General features: G+C 59.8%; 12 protein-coding genes and 1 rRNA gene. 8 read left to right on the top strand and 5 right to left on the bottom strand.

The genetic code is table 11. From position 1 onward, the window contains the following. Positions 1-2: 2 nt before the first annotated feature. The 3 genes from QMX97_RS20280 to QMX97_RS20270 are packed head-to-tail and all read right to left on the bottom strand — an operon-like array spanning position 3 to position 2,786. Entirely contained in the window at positions 3-854 is an 852-nt protein-coding gene (locus QMX97_RS20280; RefSeq protein WP_065899501.1) for an ABC transporter ATP-binding protein, read from the bottom strand. 1 nt (position 855) lies between these two features. Further along, positions 856-1,881, bottom strand: coding sequence for an ABC transporter substrate-binding protein (locus tag QMX97_RS20275; protein WP_065899500.1), 1,026 nt, complete (start codon positions 1,879-1,881; stop codon positions 856-858). Positions 1,882-1,895: 14 nt separating this feature from the next. Continuing rightward, positions 1,896-2,786 carry a TauD/TfdA family dioxygenase gene (locus QMX97_RS20270; protein WP_065899499.1) on the bottom strand — a complete coding sequence of 297 codons (891 nt, stop codon included), beginning with the start codon at positions 2,784-2,786 and terminating at the stop codon, positions 1,896-1,898. Positions 2,787-3,155: 369 nt separating this feature from the next. On the opposite strand from QMX97_RS20270, the gene QMX97_RS20265 reads away from it, so the two are divergent. From QMX97_RS20265 to QMX97_RS20245, 5 genes are all read left to right on the top strand, one after another. Continuing rightward, positions 3,156-3,854: a GntR family transcriptional regulator gene (locus QMX97_RS20265; RefSeq protein WP_106805512.1), complete on the top strand. Its 699-nt coding sequence runs from the start codon at positions 3,156-3,158 to the stop codon at positions 3,852-3,854. 335 nt (positions 3,855-4,189) lie between these two features. Then, positions 4,190-4,948, top strand: a complete 759-nt coding sequence (locus QMX97_RS20260; RefSeq protein WP_065899497.1) for a DUF3050 domain-containing protein — start codon at positions 4,190-4,192, stop codon at positions 4,946-4,948. Beyond that, on the top strand, positions 4,945-5,892 hold the full coding sequence (locus QMX97_RS20255; protein ID WP_282397476.1) for a diiron oxygenase: 948 nt from the start codon (positions 4,945-4,947) through the stop codon (positions 5,890-5,892). Before QMX97_RS20260 ends, QMX97_RS20255 begins: the two co-directional genes overlap by 4 nt. After that, positions 5,889-9,266 carry an amino acid adenylation domain-containing protein gene (locus QMX97_RS20250; RefSeq protein ID WP_282397475.1) on the top strand — a complete coding sequence of 1,126 codons (3,378 nt, stop codon included), beginning with the start codon at positions 5,889-5,891 and terminating at the stop codon, positions 9,264-9,266. The genes QMX97_RS20255 and QMX97_RS20250 overlap by 4 nt, the downstream gene beginning before the upstream one ends. Before the next feature lie 19 nt (positions 9,267-9,285). Continuing rightward, a complete protein-coding gene (locus tag QMX97_RS20245; RefSeq protein ID WP_282397474.1) occupies positions 9,286-9,744 on the top strand; it encodes an SRPBCC family protein in 459 nt (152 codons plus the stop codon). Between the two features lie 45 nt (positions 9,745-9,789). Here QMX97_RS20245 and QMX97_RS20240 read toward each other — a convergent pair whose 3' ends face one another. After that, positions 9,790-11,670, bottom strand: a complete 1,881-nt coding sequence (locus tag QMX97_RS20240; RefSeq protein ID WP_106805516.1) for a methyl-accepting chemotaxis protein — start codon at positions 11,668-11,670, stop codon at positions 9,790-9,792. A gap of 278 nt (positions 11,671-11,948) precedes the next feature. Between QMX97_RS20240 and QMX97_RS20235 the strand changes: the two genes are divergently transcribed. From QMX97_RS20235 to QMX97_RS20225, 3 genes are all read left to right on the top strand, one after another. Then, a complete protein-coding gene (locus tag QMX97_RS20235; protein WP_065899492.1) occupies positions 11,949-12,464 on the top strand; it encodes a sigma-70 family RNA polymerase sigma factor in 516 nt (171 codons plus the stop codon). Next, positions 12,461-13,444 carry a FecR family protein gene (locus tag QMX97_RS20230; protein WP_282397473.1) on the top strand — a complete coding sequence of 328 codons (984 nt, stop codon included), beginning with the start codon at positions 12,461-12,463 and terminating at the stop codon, positions 13,442-13,444. The genes QMX97_RS20235 and QMX97_RS20230 overlap by 4 nt, the downstream gene beginning before the upstream one ends. Before the next feature lie 93 nt (positions 13,445-13,537). Continuing rightward, positions 13,538-16,033, top strand: a complete 2,496-nt coding sequence (locus QMX97_RS20225; RefSeq protein WP_282397472.1) for a TonB-dependent siderophore receptor — start codon at positions 13,538-13,540, stop codon at positions 16,031-16,033. 184 nt (positions 16,034-16,217) lie between these two features. Here QMX97_RS20225 and rrf read toward each other — a convergent pair. Next, positions 16,218-16,333 (bottom strand): 5S ribosomal RNA (rrf, locus tag QMX97_RS20220). Positions 16,334-16,521 lie beyond the last annotated feature (188 nt).

Genomic DNA, 16,521 nt, shown 5'->3' with positions numbered 1-16,521 from the left:
CTTCAGTAAGCGATGCGGATATCGGCGAAACCCAACTCACGTTCGGCCTCGGGCGCTTCATCGAACAACAGGCGATGAATGCGTCGCGCCGACGCCTGGAACTCCACGCCACCGAGGCTGTGCAGGTCGTATTGATGGCTGTGGATTTCCGCACGTACCCGCCCCGGATGCGGCGACAGCAACAGGATGCGATTGCCCACCACCAGCGCTTCTTCGATGGAGTGAGTGACAAACAACAGGGTGAAGCGCACCTCCTCCCAAAGCAGCAGCAGCTCTTCCTGCATCTTGCGCCGGGTCAAGGCGTCGAGGGCGGCGAAGGGTTCGTCCATCAGCAGTATTTTCGGCTGCATCGCCAAGGCGCGGGCGATCGCCACGCGGGCTTTCATGCCGCCGGAAAGGGTGTGCGGGTAAGCGTCGGCAAAGGCGCTGAGGCCGACCTTGTCGAGGTAATGCAACGCGCGCTCTTCGGCCTCAGCACGCTTGAGGGTTTTCGACGCCAGCAACGGAAACATCACGTTTTGCTTGACGGTTTTCCAGGGTGGCAGTTGGTCGAATTCCTGGAACACCACGATGCGGTCCGGGCCCGGGTGTTCGACCTTTTGCCCCAGCAGGCGGATCTCGCCTTCGCAGGGTCTGATAAACCCGGCGATGGATTTGAGCAAGGTGGATTTGCCGCAGCCCGACGGGCCCAGCAACACGTAGCGATCGGCCGGATCGATTTCGAAACTGACCTGGTGCGTGGCCCGCACCACGCGCTCGGGGGTGCGGTATTCCAGGCTGACTTTATCCACCGCCAGCAGCGGGGCGGTGGTGTGCAGGTTGCTGGCCGTGTGGCCTTGCAAGGGCGCGTTCATCTCAACTTCCTTGCAGGGGCTTGGCGTCCTGGAAGAAGTAGTCCTTCCACGATTCCGGCTTGTTCTTGATGGCGCCGACGCGGTAGAGGAATTCCGCCAGCGGGTAGGTGTTTTTCGGCGTGACGCTGAACTCGAACTGCGGGTTCTCGATGATTTTCAGCAGCTCGGCGCGGTCGATCTTGGCCTTGGTCACGCGGATGTAAGTGTCGGCGGCGGCGCCTTTGTCGTTCTGGGCAAACTGCGCCGCTTCGGTCAACGCTTCCACGAATGCCTTGTAGGTCTTCGGGTTGTCGTTGCGGAATTTTTCGGTGGCGAACAGTACCGTCGGCGAGTTCGGGCCGAGCAGGTCGTAGGTGTTCAGCACCACATGCACGTTAGGGTTGGTGAGGGCCTGCTCCTGGAATGGCGGGTTGGAGAAGTGCCCGGTAAGTTCGGTACCGCCGGCGATCAGTGCCGCCGTGGCGTCCGGGTGCGGGACGGCGACGGTGTACTTGTCGAGGCGATTGAATTCCTTGTCGCCCCACTGCTTGGCGGCGGCGTATTGCAGGAAGCGCGACTGCACCGAAACACCCACGGCCGGCACCGCGATGCGGTCCTTTTCAGTGAAATCGGCGATGGTCTTGACCTTCGGATTGTTGCTCACCAGGTAGTACGGGAAGTTACCCAGGGACGCCACGGCCTTGACGTTCTGCTTGCCGTGGGTGCGATCCCAGATGGTCAGCAGCGGGCCGACACCGGCCCCGGCAATGTCGATGGAACCGGAGAGCAACGCGTCGTTGACCGCCGCGCCACCGGACAGCTGGGTCCAGTCGACCTTGATGTCGATGCCTTCCTGCTTGCCGTATTTCTCGATCAGGTTCTGGTCGCGTACGACGTTGAGCAACAGGTAGACGATGCCGAACTGCTCGGCAATGCGGATCTCACCTTCGGCGTGCGCAGCCGCCGGAGCTACCAGGCTGCCGGCCAACAGGCTGACACCCAGGCCAACCGTCGCGGCCAATCGTGCAAATGGGATTTTCCTGGACATGGTCATGCTCCGAATCAGAAAGGCGCGTCGCCCTGGATGGTGGTGCGATAGAGCTTGCGGCGCAGATTGCTCGGGCAACCGGCGGCCAGGTGGATCAACGAACGGTTATCCCAGAACACCAGGTCATGGGGCTGCCATTGATGACGGTAGATGTTGTGTGGCAACACGCTGTGGGCGTAGAGCTGGGCGAGCAGGTCACGACTTTCGTCTTCCGGCAGGCCAACAATGCGGGTGGTGAAGCCTTCACTGACGAACAGCGCCTTGCGCCCGTTTTCCGGGTGGGTGCGCACGATGGGGTGCACGACCTCGGCCACCTGGGCGAGCTGCTCGGGGGTCAGCGTCGGGCGCCAGTTACCTTCGAATTTGGTTTCGCTGTAGCGCGCGGTATAAGAGTGCGCGGCGCTGCGGCCTTCAACGGCTTTGCGCAGGTGCTCGGGCAATTGGTCCCAGGCCTTGTGCATGTCGGCGAACAACGTGTCGCCGCCTTCGGAGGGCAGCTCCTGGGCGTGAAGCATCGAGCCCAGGCTCGGCAGCTCTTTATAAGACAGGTCCGAATGCCAGAACTTGCCCGCATCCCCCAGGCCGATGGATTGGCCATTTTCGATGATATTGGAAACGATGAGGATTTCCGGGTGATTGGCCAGCAGGAACTGCTTGAGCACGTGGATCTGCAGCACACCGAAGCGGCGACTGAAGGCGATCTGCTGCTCGGGGGTGATGCGCTGGTCGCGGAAGACCACCACGTGATGGTCCAGGTGGGCGCGGTGAATGCGCGCGAACTCCTCGTCGCTGACCGGGCGGGACAAGTCCAGGCCGATGATCTCGGCGCCAACGCTGCCGGGCAGTGGATGAATCTCGAATGTTTGGGCGGTGGTCGCTGTTGGAACAGTAGAGGTGGCGGACATGAGGTCACTCCCGGTCAGACAGGAGAGTGACTTTATAGATATAAGAACAGCAGTTTAAATACCGTTAGTGAATATCGATATGCGGGAATGTAGCGGCGCAGCCCCGCCAGGCGCGTTATCGACGCAATAAACAGCGGGGTAATAGAGCGTTGAGTCCAGGGCAACACCTGCGGCGATTGCCGACTCGGCAGGCGGCTCTTGAAACCGGGGCGCGTAAGACGCCATAAAGGCTGGATGTGGGCGCCGGGAGCGTTGTGTTGAACCGCTTACAAGCCGAAACCGTGCCCGTTTGACAAGCCTATAAGCAGTCTCTAGTGTGCATTGGATCCAATTAGCCACCCCTATTCTAATAAGGAGGATAGCGTAACCGTGACGCAGAAGCCGAACCCATTGAACAGCATCAAGATCAGCGGTCCTATTCCCGCCCATCTCGCTCGCTCCGTGATTGAAGAAACCTTGCGCAATGCCATCCTGGATGGGCGATTGCCTTGCGGTACTGCCATGCGCCAACAGGAGCTGGCCAGCCTGTTCGGGGTCAGCCGCATGCCCGTGCGTGAAGCCCTGCGCCAGCTCGAAGCCCAGTCACTGCTGCATGTGGTGACACACAAGGGCGCCGTGGTCGCACCGTTGATCGAAGATAACTCGGCGGAAACCTATGCACTGCGAATGTTGCTGGAGTCTGAAGCCCTGCGCTTGTCGATCCCCTTGCTCACCGAGGCCGATATCGCCGAAGCCGACGCCTTGATCTGTGCGCTGGAGCAAGAAAAAGACTACGCCGAGATTGGCCGCCTCAACCGCCTGTTCCACATGGCACTTTATGGCAAGGCACCCAACCAGCGGTTGCTCAAGTTGGTGGAGCACGGGTTGAATGAGGAGGAACGCTTCTTGCGTTTCAACCTGGAAGCGATGGGATTGGGCGAAACCTCCCAGGAAGACCACCGTGAGCTGCTGCAACTGGTGGCCCAGAAGAAAATCGATGAAAGCATCCTGACCCTGCGCAATCACCTGATGCGTGGCATGGAAGTGATTACGACCTACCTCAATGGCCTGGACAAAGGCGGCAACTAAGCCGCGCACCTCTGTTTACCCCTATCGCCCCTCAAGCGCTACGCCCCACCGTCGGACAGGGGCGTAGCACTGAAGATATCTCCTACTTGCAATAGAGCAACTTACTGACAGCACATATTATTTAGAAAAACTTCTAACACATTTATATGCTCGCCAAACTGTTTAACCCGCTTATTATCTTTTATCACTAAACCAGCCGCCCTATTCAACAGCGCCACACCGCCTGAGGGCGGCCGTGCGCATCACGCCTGGTTTATATCCGCTTTTCTTTATTGCCGATCACAATAGCCCCTCGCTGTTCCTACAGCAGACGCAACAACTTATAGGCATCAACCATGTATCAACCGTTACTTGAACAGACCAAACTGCAGTTATGCAATCACCCGTTATTTGCAGAAATAACTTCGCGCCACAAGTTACAACTTTTTATGGAAAGTCATGTATTTGCGGTGTGGGATTTCATGACCCTCACCAAACGTCTGCAACAGGACCTGGCCGGTACTCGCCTGCCCTGGCTTCCACCTGCCGACCCACACGCTGCGCGCCTGATCAATGAAATCGTACTGGGCGAAGAATCGGACTCGCATCCCCGACAGGGCTATTGCAGCCACTTCGAACTGTACCTGGAGGCCATGGCCGAGGTCGGCGCCAGCACTTCGGCGATCGAGCATTTTATCGCGCTGCTGCGCCAGGGCCTGGAGGCCGACTCGGCGTTGCAGGCGGTCGATGTGCCTGCCGGTGTTGCCCGCTTTGTCAGTGCCACGCTGCACATTGCATTGAACGCGCCGACTCATTGTGTCGCGGCGGCGTTTCTTCACGGCCGTGAACGGGTCATCCCGACGATGTTCGAGCACCTCCTGCAAGCCGATGAACTCATTCATGACCCGGCGCCTACCTTGCAGGGCTATCTCAAGCGCCATATCGAAGTGGACTCCCAGGAGCACGGGCCGGCGGCCGAGCGGTTGCTGGAGCGCCTGGTCAGTGCGGATCCGGATTACCCGCGCCAAGCCTGCGACACAGCCCTTGCGGCGGTGCAGAGCCGCCTTGCCTTCTGGGATGAGGTGCGGGCCTCGCTGCACAGGGTGCGCCCATGAACAGCACCGACTACCCCTCCATTGCCGACGACTGGGAGCGCCGCGCAACCATTCGCACCCGCCCCCGTCGCTGGCTCGAAAACGATGACAAATTGATCTATCCCCTGAGCCGCCAACCCCTGGTACTCAGCGCGACCTTTCTCGAACACTGTGTGCATTGGCGCGACTTCGTGCTGGTGCAGAGCTTCTACAAATTCATCAACGACGTGGTGATTTTCGAAACCGAGATCGTCGACAAGACCGCGCGCAGCATTGCCAAGAATCGCTTCTCGCTGCCCTTCCCGCTGGCCTGCCGCGTAGACGCGATGACGGTCGTGGTCGACGAGGATTATCACGCGCTGGTCGCGCTGGATTTCCTGCAACAAACCGTGGCCATGACCGGCATCCAACCGCTGGACCTGCCAGGCCAGATCGAATTGAGCCACGCCCTGCCGGCGGCACAAGCGCAGGTACCCGCTCACCTTCGCGATGCCGTGGAGCTGATCGGGGTGGCCATCGCCGAAAATACCGTGACCCAGGATGTGGCGGCGTTCTCCAAGGACAGCAGCGTCAAGGCCTCTGTCCGTGGATTGATGGCCGACCACCTGTTTGACGAAGGTCGTCATGCGCAATTCTGGACGCGGCTGGTGCGCCTGTATTGGCAATCCGCGAGCGCGGCCGACCGCGACAGCATCGCTCAGGTACTGCCGACGTTCCTCGCCCATTACCTGACCAATGACTTGCAGAAAAACTTCGACCTGCACCTGATTGACCACCTCGACATCAGCCACAGCTTGCGCAATGCACTGCGCGATGAAGTCGCCGCGCTGGCGTTCCCCATCCACCGCCAGCATCCCTTGCTGGGAAATATCATGGGCTTCCTGCAGCACAGCGGCTTGCTGCAGACACCCAGTGTGGCGCTGGCGTTGAAGGACTATCTGCCGGTGCCCGGGAGGCCGATATGAGGCGACTGGAGATCGGCTGGAGCGGCACCAGCAGCGCCCTTGGTGCTATCCGGCAAGAGCTGGAACGGTATGGGCATATCGCGGGCGACGAGGCCATCGACCTGTTGATTGAAGACGGTAGCCAGGCATTGCCGACACACGCGGACCACCACCCGATGCTAGGCCTGCGCGCCGGCATGGGGCCGTTGAACGAGCACGGCCTGCCCGCCCTGCAACTGCGGGCCTACGGGCATGGGCGGCAACTGCTGGCGGTGCTGGACATCGCCGATGAGCCCAGTGGCAACGGCCAGCGCCTGCGCCAACAAGTGACCGGTGCGCTGGTTGAATGGATCGCGCTGCACGTCAGCGGTTTCTCGCGGGACCCTGGGTACTTCTGTTCGAGTGCGGTAGCCAATGACTGGCCGGAGCAAGACTTGCGAGCGCTTGAGGCGCTGGCGTTCATACACCGATTCAATCAAACCGCAGACCCTGCATTGCTGCAGGAGGCCCGGGTCCCCGTGATCGAACGGGTGCAGGCCAGCCTTCATACGTTCGCCGACAGGCCTGCGTTGAATATCGCCGGACGCCAGGTGACCTACCGCCAGTTGCAGGTCCTCGCCTTGGCGATCCAGCGCCGGTTGCGCCCTCTGCTGGAAGCAGTCGAGACGCCGGCGGTGGTCGGCGTATACCTGGAGAAATCCATCGAGCTGTACGCCAGCATTCTTGCAGTGTTGGGCTGTGGGGCGGTGTACCTGCCCTTGGGCCTGGAGCAGCCTCCCCACCGCCACCAGGGTATGCTCGACAGCGCGGGAGCACGGGTGTTGCTGGATGCCGGCCAACACCCCTTGCGGGGGCACTTCAGTGCTTTGGATGTGAGTACGGTGAGCCCGCACGATGCCGACACCAACGCGGCACTGATGCACCCTCGCCCCTGCCCCGATGCGCCTTGCATGGCGCTCTTCACCTCGGGCACCACCGGCCAGCCCAAGGGCGTGCTGCTCAGCCAGGGCAACCTGGCGCATTTCACGGCCTGGTTCAGGTCCTGCATGGACATGGGAGAACACAGCCGTGTGCTGCAATTTTCGCCGTTGAGCTTCGATTCGTCGCTGATCGATATCTTTCCTGCGCTGATAGCAGGCGCCGAGCTGATCGTCCCCAGTGAAGCGCAACGACGCGATCCCCCGCAACTGCTCGACCTGCTGCGCCGGCAACACGTCACTCACGCCTTTCTACCCCCGGCCCTTCTCAACATTCTGCCGCTTGATCAACCACTGGGCCTGACGCACCTGCTGACCGGAGGCGATGTCTGCGAGCCCCATGTGATCGAGCAGTTGGCGGGACAATGCCAGTTTCACAACCTCTATGGCCCCACCGAGGCCACTGTGTTGGTCTGCCATCGCACCTTGCGCCCCGGCGACAGCAATCGCAGCCTTGGCCAGCCTATCGCCAACAGCCAGGTGCTGATCCTCGACGACCAGCTGCAACCGGTGGATGAACAGGTGATGGGCGAGGTGTATATCGTCGGCCCCGGTGTGAGCCTGGGGTATGTGAACGTGCCCCAAGGGGCCGCCAACCCTTTTGTGACGCTGGCGGTGCCTGGCGGCCAGACCCTGCCGGCCTACCGCAGCGGTGACCTGGCCAAGTGGACTGCCGACGGCATTGTGTTTGGAGGGCGGCGCGACGATCAGGTGAAGATCCGTGGTTTTCGGGTCGAGCCCCAGGACATTGAACATTGCCTGCGCAACAGTCAGCTGTATCGCCATGTGGCGGTGGTGATCGACCGAGACGGCAGCATCCGGGCGTTCGTCGCCCAACCCCGACCGGGCGCCACAATCGCGGCCCTGCAACAGCATGCGCGGCAACAGCTACCGGATTACATGCAGCCCGGTTGCTGGAGCGAGTTGCCCTGTATGCCGCCCACCAGCAACGGCAAGGTCGACCGCCAGGCTCTGCGGGCCCTGCCGATGCCAGCGCCGACGCAGCCCAGCCAACGCACTGCACGCACCCCGTTGCAGGTGCGATTGACCCACCTGTGGAGCGAACTGTTGGCAGTACCCGCCGGCGGGTTGTCTATCGATGAGGGGTTCTTCGACCTCGGTGGCCACTCCATTTTGCTGTCGACCCTGTTGCTGCGCACTCGCGAGCTATTCGGACGCAGTTTCGCCTTGAGCCATTTCATTGAAGTCCCGACGATTCGTACGCTCGCGACCTTGCTGGAAGATGGTCAACGACCCGACTCTCCGTCTGGCCAGGCAGTGAAGGATGCTCAACGGCAGCGGGTGATCCACACACTGCCCGAGGACCGCGCAGGCGACGCGCACAAAGTGATCGTGACAGGCGCCAACAGCTTCGTCGGCGTGCATATCGTCGAAGCGCTATTGGCCGGTGGGGCAAACGAGGTGGCGTGCCTGGTAAGGGAAGAACCGGGGCACACGGCGATGGCGCGTTTCCAGCATGCGTTGCGCGAATACCACTTGGAAGGTCTCGACCTGAGCCGAGTACGGGTGTTCGCGGCCGACATCAGCCTGCCGCTGCTGGGCCTGGCCAATGAGGTGTATGACGCGCTTGCCGAAGACTACGGCGTGTTGGTGCACAACGCCGCGCGCGTCAACCACGTGATGGAATACGCCACGCTGGCCAGGGACAACGTCGAGCCTATCTTCGAGTGCTTGCGCCTGTGCGAGACCCGCCGCAAGAAAGTCTTCAATTTTATCTCGACGCTGTCGGCCTGCAGCAGCATCGACGCCTCGGGGCACGTGCTCGAAGCGCCGGCATCAGACACGTTGCCGCTGTATCTGAAGAACGGCTACAACCTCTCCAAATGGGTTGCCGAACGGCAGTTGGGGCACGCGGTAAGCCAAGGTGCCTGGGTGAATATCCATCGCCCCGGAAACATCAGTTTCAACAGCCGCAACGGTGCCTGCCAGCCGCAGAAAAATCGCCTGATGCTGATGCTCAAAGGCTCGCTCCAGTTGGGCCTGCTACCGCGTCTGGAACTCAATTTCGACCTGATGCCGGTGGACTTCCTAGCCCGGTTCATTGCGTTCCACTGCGCCGGCTTTCAAGCAGGCGCAAGCGTGTTCAACCTGCACAACCCACAGCCTTTGAGTTGGGCGCACTACCTGGATGCCTTCAGCCAGGCGGGCCACAGGTTCGAACGGGTGAGCATCGCGCACTGGCAGCAGGCGCTGCGCACGGTCAACCAGGACAACGCATTGTTTGGCGTGCTCGGCTTTTACCTCGACCGCCTGGACGAAGACATCGGCGACACCTCAATGATTCGCCATGACAACGCGCGGCAAGGCGTCCGGCAGATGGGGGAGCAGTACCCGGAAAAAGACGCGGCACTGCTGAGCAAAGGCTGCAACTACCTCAAGGCCATCGGCTTTCTTTGAAACGCCTCAGGACACCCTCATGAAACCACTGCAACCCGATACATTAATCCGCAACCCGAGCGCCCCGCCGATCGTGGCCTCTGTCGTGGTCGACTGCCCTGCCGCCCGCCTGTGGAGCATGGTGGGGCAGTTTGCCGGCTTCAACGTGTTCATCCCGGCGCTCACGCATATCGAAATGATCGGCACCGGCGTGGGCGCTTTACGCCGCAAGTTTTTCCGCGACGGCCACTGTGTCGTGGAGCAACTCAACAGCCGCGACGAGCACGCCATGCACATGACCTGGACCACCCTCTACAACACGCTGGGCGTGGCCAGGTTGTGGGCCGCCATCCAGGTGGAAGCCATGGGTACGGAGTGTTCCAGGGTGACCTGGACCCTCGTTGCCGAGCCCATGGATGCAGCACAGGCTGGATTCGAGCAGTTCTTGCAGGGGTTCGCCGACAGTGCGCTGGAGAATGTGCGGCGGTTGCTGGGTTGAGCGGCAGGAGCAGAATGCTCCGCGCCTGCCAGGTTGATCAGCGGTTCAAATCTTGAAGCTGTCGACCAGTTGCTTCAACCGATTGGCCTGCTGCGACAGCGCATCGCAGTCCTTCAAGGTTTCATTCAGGTTGGCCACACCCTGCTGGTTCAGCAGGTTGATCTGGTTGATGTCGACGTTGAGCGTTTCCACTACCGCGGTCTGCTCCTCGGTGGCCGCGGCGACGGATTGGTTCATGCCATCGATCTCGACGATCCGCTGCGTCACGCTGACCAGGCGCTCACCGGCCTGGTTGGCGACTTCTACGCTCTCTTCGCTGGATGCCTGGCTGGCATTCATGGTTGTCACCGCTTCACGCGAGCCCACTTGCAGCGAGGTGATCATCTTGTGGATCTCTTCGGCTGACTCCTGGGTACGGTGAGCCAGGTTGCGGACCTCATCGGCGACCACTGCAAAACCACGTCCGGCCTCGCCAGCGCGCGCTGCCTCGATGGCGGCGTTGAGCGCGAGCAAGTTGGTTTGCTGGGAGATGCCTTTGATCACATCAAGGATGTGGCCAATATTGTCGGTGCTGGCATTCAGGGTTTCGATCTGCGTGCAGGACAGGCTGATCTTCTGCGACAGCGCAGACATCGCCAGGATGGTCTGCTCCACCACTTTGCGGCCATCGTCGGCCTGCTCACTGGCACCGCTGGCATGCTGGGAAGCGTCGGCGGCGTTACGTGCAATTTCCTGGGTGGCCGCCCCCAGCTCATTGATCGCGGCGGCCACGCTATTGGTGCGGGCGCTTTGTTCGTCGGAGCCGACGATCGAGGCGTTCGAAGACGCCATCACGCGCTGCGACAAGTCATGCACCTGGCGAGTGGCCGAAGACACTTCGGAAATCGAGGCGTGAATGCGCTCCACGAACTGATTGAACGCACTGCCGACTTCGCCGAACTCATCCTTGCTGGTGACAGCCAGGCGGCGGGTCAAATCGCCCTCGCCCTGGGCAATGTCCTGCATGGCCACACCCATGGTGGTCAGAGGGCGCAGCAGTACCTGGATCAGCAAGCTCAGCAGCACAGCAATGACGACCACGGCGATCAGCATGGCGATCAGTGCGGAAGTACGGAATTTACCCAGCGGTGCGTAGGCTTTGTCTTTGTCGATCGACAGGCCGATGTACCAATCTGCACCCGGCAACCCGCTGATAGGGGTGAATGACAAGATTCGGTCCTGACCATTGAGGACCACATCCTGGCTGACTTTCTCGATACGGACGTGGGTGCCTGGGTAGATGTCCTTGAGGTTTTTCATCACCTGGTCCTGATCCGGACTGACGATGACCTGGCCGTCACCACTGACCAGAAACGCGTGGCCAATACCGCCGAAATCCACCGAGTTGATGATCTTCACCAAGGTCTGCAGGCTCAGGTCGCCACCGACCACACCGAGCAATTCGCCGTTCTTTTTCACTGGCATGGCGATGGTTACGATCTGCCCACCCACTGCGGCCATGTACGGCGGCGTGAGCATCGGCTTATCGGCGGCCACAGCTTGCTTGTACCAGGGGCGCTGGCGAGGGTCATAGCCGTCGGGCATCTTCGCGTCAGGGCGTTGGGTAAACACACCGTTGGTTTGCCCGACATAGGTGAACTGGAAGTTGGAGGTGAAGGCCGCCTGATCGACCAATCCTGGGAGGTCGGCACCACTGCCCTGATGGGCAATGTTTTGCGTCAGGCTTTCGAGCACCAGTATTCGACCACTGAGCCAGTTCTGCACACTGCTGGCAGTGAGTTCACCGGATTGCTGGATAGACGATTCCAGGTTCTGCTTGATGGTGCTGCGTTGCAGGTAGTCGTTGTAGAGGGTGAATAACGCGAAGGCCAGAACCACGACGCCTGACGCGGCCAACAGAATTTTATGACTGAATTTGAGATTCATTTCATCGACTTCTTTTGCCAAAGGGGGGTGAGCGTGCCGAGTGGAACATTCCATGTACGGTATAGGCAGCTTCTGGGGCTGCTCTATTTCGGTGCACGCATGGCTCGTCAGGCTTTCGGCCAGGCCCCGGCAAAACTTAGGAAATTGTGAGAAGGATCCTTATTTTGCGTAGGAAACCGACAAGTGGTTGTCATACAAGGATCAGAGTTGCAAAATTTTTCAGCCTCCCAAACAATGCGACTAATTATCATTTGTAACGTTTGGCCAGGTCAGTTTGAATGCCGTCTTCTGAGTACCTCGCGTGTGAAAATGTCGTGCACACGCTTTACAGCACCCATCACCACTGGCTGAAGACCTGGCTGCGCGGGCGCCTGGGGAATGCTGCGGATGCTGCCGACCTGGCTCAAGACACCTTTGTGCGGCTGCTGCAGAAAACCGAACGGTTTGAACTGAGGGCACCTCGGGCTTTCCTGCGCACCATCGCACGCGGCTTGGTGATAGATCACTGGCGTCGCGAGGAGATCGAACGGGCCTACCTTGAGTCCATCGCCCATTTGCCGGAAGCATTGGCCCCGAGTGCCGAAGCGCGGGCATTGGTGCTGGAGTTGTTGGAAGAGGTCGCCCGGCTTCTTGAAGGACTGAAGCCAAAGGTGCGTAAGGCTTTTCTATTGGCTCAGTGCGATGGATTGACGTACAAGCAAATCGCACAACAGATGGACGTGTCGCTGCGCTCGGTCGAGCGATACGTCGCCGAAGCGCTCTACCACTGTTACGTGCTGCGGTATGAATCATGACGCCGATGGATAACGTCGCGCGTTCCGGGCCGGATCCCCAGGTGGTCAAACAAGCTATCAGCTGGGCACTGCGCCTGCGTAACAACCGCGCCAATGTGCGCCTGCGCGCGCAATGTGAGCATTGGCGCGCCGCTCACCTCGACCACGAACTGGCCTGGCAACGGGTGCAGGCGCTGCAACAGGAATTGAGCAGCCAACTCACGGCGATTCCCGGGGCGCATAGGGCACTTGAGAGCAGTGCACAGGGGCTGGGACGACGGCAGGCGCTGAAGCTGTTGTCGGGTGTCGTGCTGCTCGGATCCGCGGCCTGGATCAGTCGCGACCTCACCGGCTGGCAGCGCTGGACCTCCGACCTCGCTACGGCCACCGGCGAACGGCGCAGCATCCAGTTGCCGGATGGCACCCGCCTGCAACTCAATACTGACAGTGCAGTGGACCTGGACTTCAACCCGCAGCAACGCCTGATCACCCTGCTGCGCGGCGAAATCCTGGTGACCTGCGGCGCGGCCGCATCCACGCCGTTGCTGGTGAAAACACGCCACGGCTTGCTCGAAGGCATCGATGGCCGGTTCGCCGTACGCCAAGACAGCGAATGCACGCGGCTGAGTGTGGTCAGCGGCAATGTCGCCATTCATTCCCCGCACCAGGCAGATGGCCTGTCAACGCAGGTTCACGCGGGCCAAAACTACCTCGTGAGCCCGACCCAGGCCACCCTTGTCCCCCCCCTGGATATGGACATCAGCGCCTGGGCTGATGGGCTGATCGTGACGCGTGCCATGCGCCTGGCTGATTTCCTAGCGGAAGTAGGACGTTATCGTCATGGCTATCTGGGTTGCTCGGCAGATGTCGCCGACCTGCGGCTATCGGGGGTTTTCCGCCTGGAAGACACCGACAAGTTGCTGGCGATCTTGCCGCAGACCCTGCCCGTCCAGGTGCGCTATCGCACACGTTGGTGGGTAAGCCTTGAGCGGTCTGTCTGATCTGCTGACTTTTTTTGGCGGCTTTTTCCCGTGAGACCGGCTTAGACAGTAAGCCTTTCAATCTGCCCTCACCGGCCTCTACGGACCTTGATCATGACTGTGCGTTTTCCCCGCAACTCTTCCAACTCTTCCTACCCGTTATTGAGGAAAGCCGTACGCGCGGCAATGCTGTCGACAGCGATGGGCATCAGCGTGGTATCGACCAGCAGCATGGCCGCAGAGGCAGGTGCCGTACAGGTCAGTCAACACTATGAGATTCCCGCAGGGCCGCTGAGCGACGCGCTCAATCAGTTCGCCCGGCAGGCAGGCATCACTCTTTCCGCCACGCCTGCGCAAACTCAGGGGCGACAATCGACCGGACTGCAGGGCGAGTATTCCGCCGAACAGGGCCTGAATCATTTGCTCAACGGCTCCGGCTTGCAGGCTATTTCCGAAGACGGTGTCAGTTTCGTGCTGCAGGCGATGCCGCAAAGTACTGCGCTCACGTTACCGACCACTGATATCGAGGGATTTGCCTTGGGTAACGCACTGGGAAGCATGGAAGGCTACAACGCGACTCACAGCCAGATCGCGACCAAGACCAGCACCGCGTTGCTGGAAACCTCGCAAACGGTTTCGGTCGTCACGCGCGAGCAGATGGACGACCAGGGCTCACAGACGGTTGCTCAAGCCATGCGTTACACCCCTGGGGTGTTGACCAACCCATATGGCGCCACTCATCGATATGACTATGTGGCAATGCGCGGCTTCAACGATGGTTCTGTGGATAACATTTACCTCGATGGGCTGAAGTCCATGGGGGACAGCGGTACGTACAGCACGATGCAGGTGGATCCGTACTTTCTGGAACGCGTGGACATTCTCAAGGGCCCCTCTTCAGTGCTGTATGGACGCAGTTCGCCCGGCGGCCTGGTGGCGCTGACCAGCAAGAAGCCATTGTTCGAGCCTTATCACCAGCTGCAGGCAACCGTCGGCAGCAACGGGCAGCGCGGCATGGGCTTTGACTTCAGTGGGCCTGTGGATGATGACAAGCGCATTGCCTATCGACTCACGGGGCTAACGGATAAGTCCGACACACAGTTTGATCACGCCAAGGAAAAGCGCTTCGCTTTGGCGCCGACGCTGAGCATCGATTTTACCGATGACACTTCGCTGACGCTGCAAGCGTATCTGCAGCACGATCCCGACGGCGGCTACCACGGCGGGATGCCGGCAGATGGGGCATTGCATCAGCGCAATGGTCAGCGGATCTCCAGCCACTTCTTTGAGGGTGAGCCGGGGGTTGATGGCTATAAGCGCGATCAGCAGTCGTTTGGCTATCAGTTTGAGCATCGCTTCAATGATGTCTTCACCGCGCGCCAGAACTTTCGTTACCTGGACTCCAAGGTGAAGTTGGATCAGGTATACGCCTACGGCTGGACCACACCGACCAGCAATGAACTGAATCGCTACTACTCGGGCGGTGATGAGAAGCTGCATGCGTTCATCATCGATAACATGCTGCAAGCCGAATTCTTTACGGGGGCCACCAAGCACACCGTGCTGATGGGCGCAGATTATCAACGACGTAAAACGGTGGTGGACTGGACGAGCGGGTCACTGCAACCGATCAATGCGTTCAACCCGGTCTATGGCAACTCGGCTATCAGCTACTACAGCCCGACCAGTTATCTGCGACGCCTGGAACAGACCGGCGTTTATTTGCAGGACCTGATCGAAATGGATAAGTGGCGTTTTTCCCTGGGAATGCGCCAGGACTGGGTAGAGACGTCCGATGAAAATCGTATCGCTGAGGCGGGGCGACCACTTGGCACTGAGATCAGTGACAAGCGAACCAAGCTCACCGGCCGTGCGGGCGCGCTGTACTTGTTTGATAGCGGCCTGGCGCCGTATGTCAGCTACTCCGAGTCCTTCAATCCGAACTCTTATTCAGACAGCTCGGGCAACCCTCTCGCGCCTACGGACGGGACGCAGTGGGAGGTGGGGCTGAAGTATCAACCGCCGGGCACTGACAACCTGTTTACGGCCTCATGGTTTCGCATCGACCAGGAGAACCTCGCGACCAAGCTGCCACAGGAGAACTTCTATCGTGCCGTAGGCGCTGTGCGCTCTCAGGGGTTGGAGTTGGAGGCTCATATGCAGCTAACCGATAACCTGAAGGTCTTGGGTAGCTACACCTTCACCGACATCGAGTATTCCAAGTCGATGGTGAGTACCTTGAGTACCGCGGACAACGTGATTGAGAACAAGGGCAACTCGCCGACACAGGCACCTCGTCATATGGCCTCGGTGTGGGCGGACTACAAATTTGATAGTGGCGCCTTGGACGGAGTGCGGCTTGGGGGCGGTGTGCGCTATGTCGGGTACAGCTGGGCAGATGCGGAGAACACCATGAAGGTACCGTCCTACACCTTGTTTGATGCTTCGCTGGGTTACGACTTAGGCAAGGTCGGCTTGAAGGGTGTGGATGTGCGGCTGAATGCCAATAACCTGACCAACGAGACGTATGTAGCCTCCTGTGCCAGCCTGAACTTCTGCTATCTGGGGGAAGAACGCAACGTCAGCGCAACGCTGAGTTACCAGTTCTAATCCGATAGCGTTCAAACCCAGCCAGTGCCTGATAGCAGGCACTGGCTTTTTTGTGTCGGCAATATGGGTTGCCCTTTGGATTGCGTCTCTCGAATGCCCAGGGGTTCGAACCACAGAGATTTCCATCTTCCCATAAACGACAAAACCCCTGTCTGCGCTAGCAGACAGGGGTTTCGGAATTCAATCTTGACGATGACCTACTCTCACATGGGGAAACCCCACACTACCATCGGCGATGCATCGTTTCACTGCTGAGTTCGGGATGGGATCAGGTGGTTCCAATGCTCTATGGTCGTCAAGAAATTCTGTATATCAGCCCGTCATGAAGCAACGTGCCGATGAAATTCATGGACTTCTACATAAACAAAACCCCTGTTTGCGTTAGCAAACAGGGGTTCTGGAATTTAATCTTGACGATGACCTACTCTCACATGGGGAAACCCCACACTACCATCGGCGATGCATCGTTTCACTGCTGAGTTCGGGAT

This window comes from Pseudomonas sp. PS01298 (assembly GCF_029959745.1).
In the GTDB taxonomy this organism is placed as follows: domain Bacteria; phylum Pseudomonadota; class Gammaproteobacteria; order Pseudomonadales; family Pseudomonadaceae; genus Aquipseudomonas; species Aquipseudomonas aylmerensis.
This window is presented reverse-complemented; position numbering and strand designations above follow the sequence as displayed.

Bases quoted from the DNA above. Each gene is read 5' to 3' on its own strand.
- QMX97_RS20235 (WP_065899492.1), top strand. From the start codon at position 11,949: ATGCCGTCTTCTGAGTACCTCGCGTGTGAAAATGTCGTGCACACGCTT.
- QMX97_RS20260 (WP_065899497.1), top strand. From the start codon at position 4,190: ATGTATCAACCGTTACTTGAACAGACCAAACTGCAGTTATGCAATCAC.
- QMX97_RS20275 (WP_065899500.1), bottom strand. From the start codon at position 1,881: ATGTCCAGGAAAATCCCATTTGCACGATTGGCCGCGACGGTTGGCCTG.
- QMX97_RS20250 (WP_282397475.1), top strand. From the start codon at position 5,889: ATGAGGCGACTGGAGATCGGCTGGAGCGGCACCAGCAGCGCCCTTGGT.
- QMX97_RS20230 (WP_282397473.1), top strand. From the start codon at position 12,461: ATGACGCCGATGGATAACGTCGCGCGTTCCGGGCCGGATCCCCAGGTG.
- QMX97_RS20245 (WP_282397474.1), top strand. From the start codon at position 9,286: ATGAAACCACTGCAACCCGATACATTAATCCGCAACCCGAGCGCCCCG.
- QMX97_RS20240 (WP_106805516.1), bottom strand. From the start codon at position 11,670: ATGAATCTCAAATTCAGTCATAAAATTCTGTTGGCCGCGTCAGGCGTC.
- QMX97_RS20270 (WP_065899499.1), bottom strand. From the start codon at position 2,786: ATGTCCGCCACCTCTACTGTTCCAACAGCGACCACCGCCCAAACATTC.
- QMX97_RS20280 (WP_065899501.1), bottom strand. From the start codon at position 854: ATGAACGCGCCCTTGCAAGGCCACACGGCCAGCAACCTGCACACCACC.
- QMX97_RS20225 (WP_282397472.1), top strand. From the start codon at position 13,538: ATGACTGTGCGTTTTCCCCGCAACTCTTCCAACTCTTCCTACCCGTTA.
- QMX97_RS20255 (WP_282397476.1), top strand. From the start codon at position 4,945: ATGAACAGCACCGACTACCCCTCCATTGCCGACGACTGGGAGCGCCGC.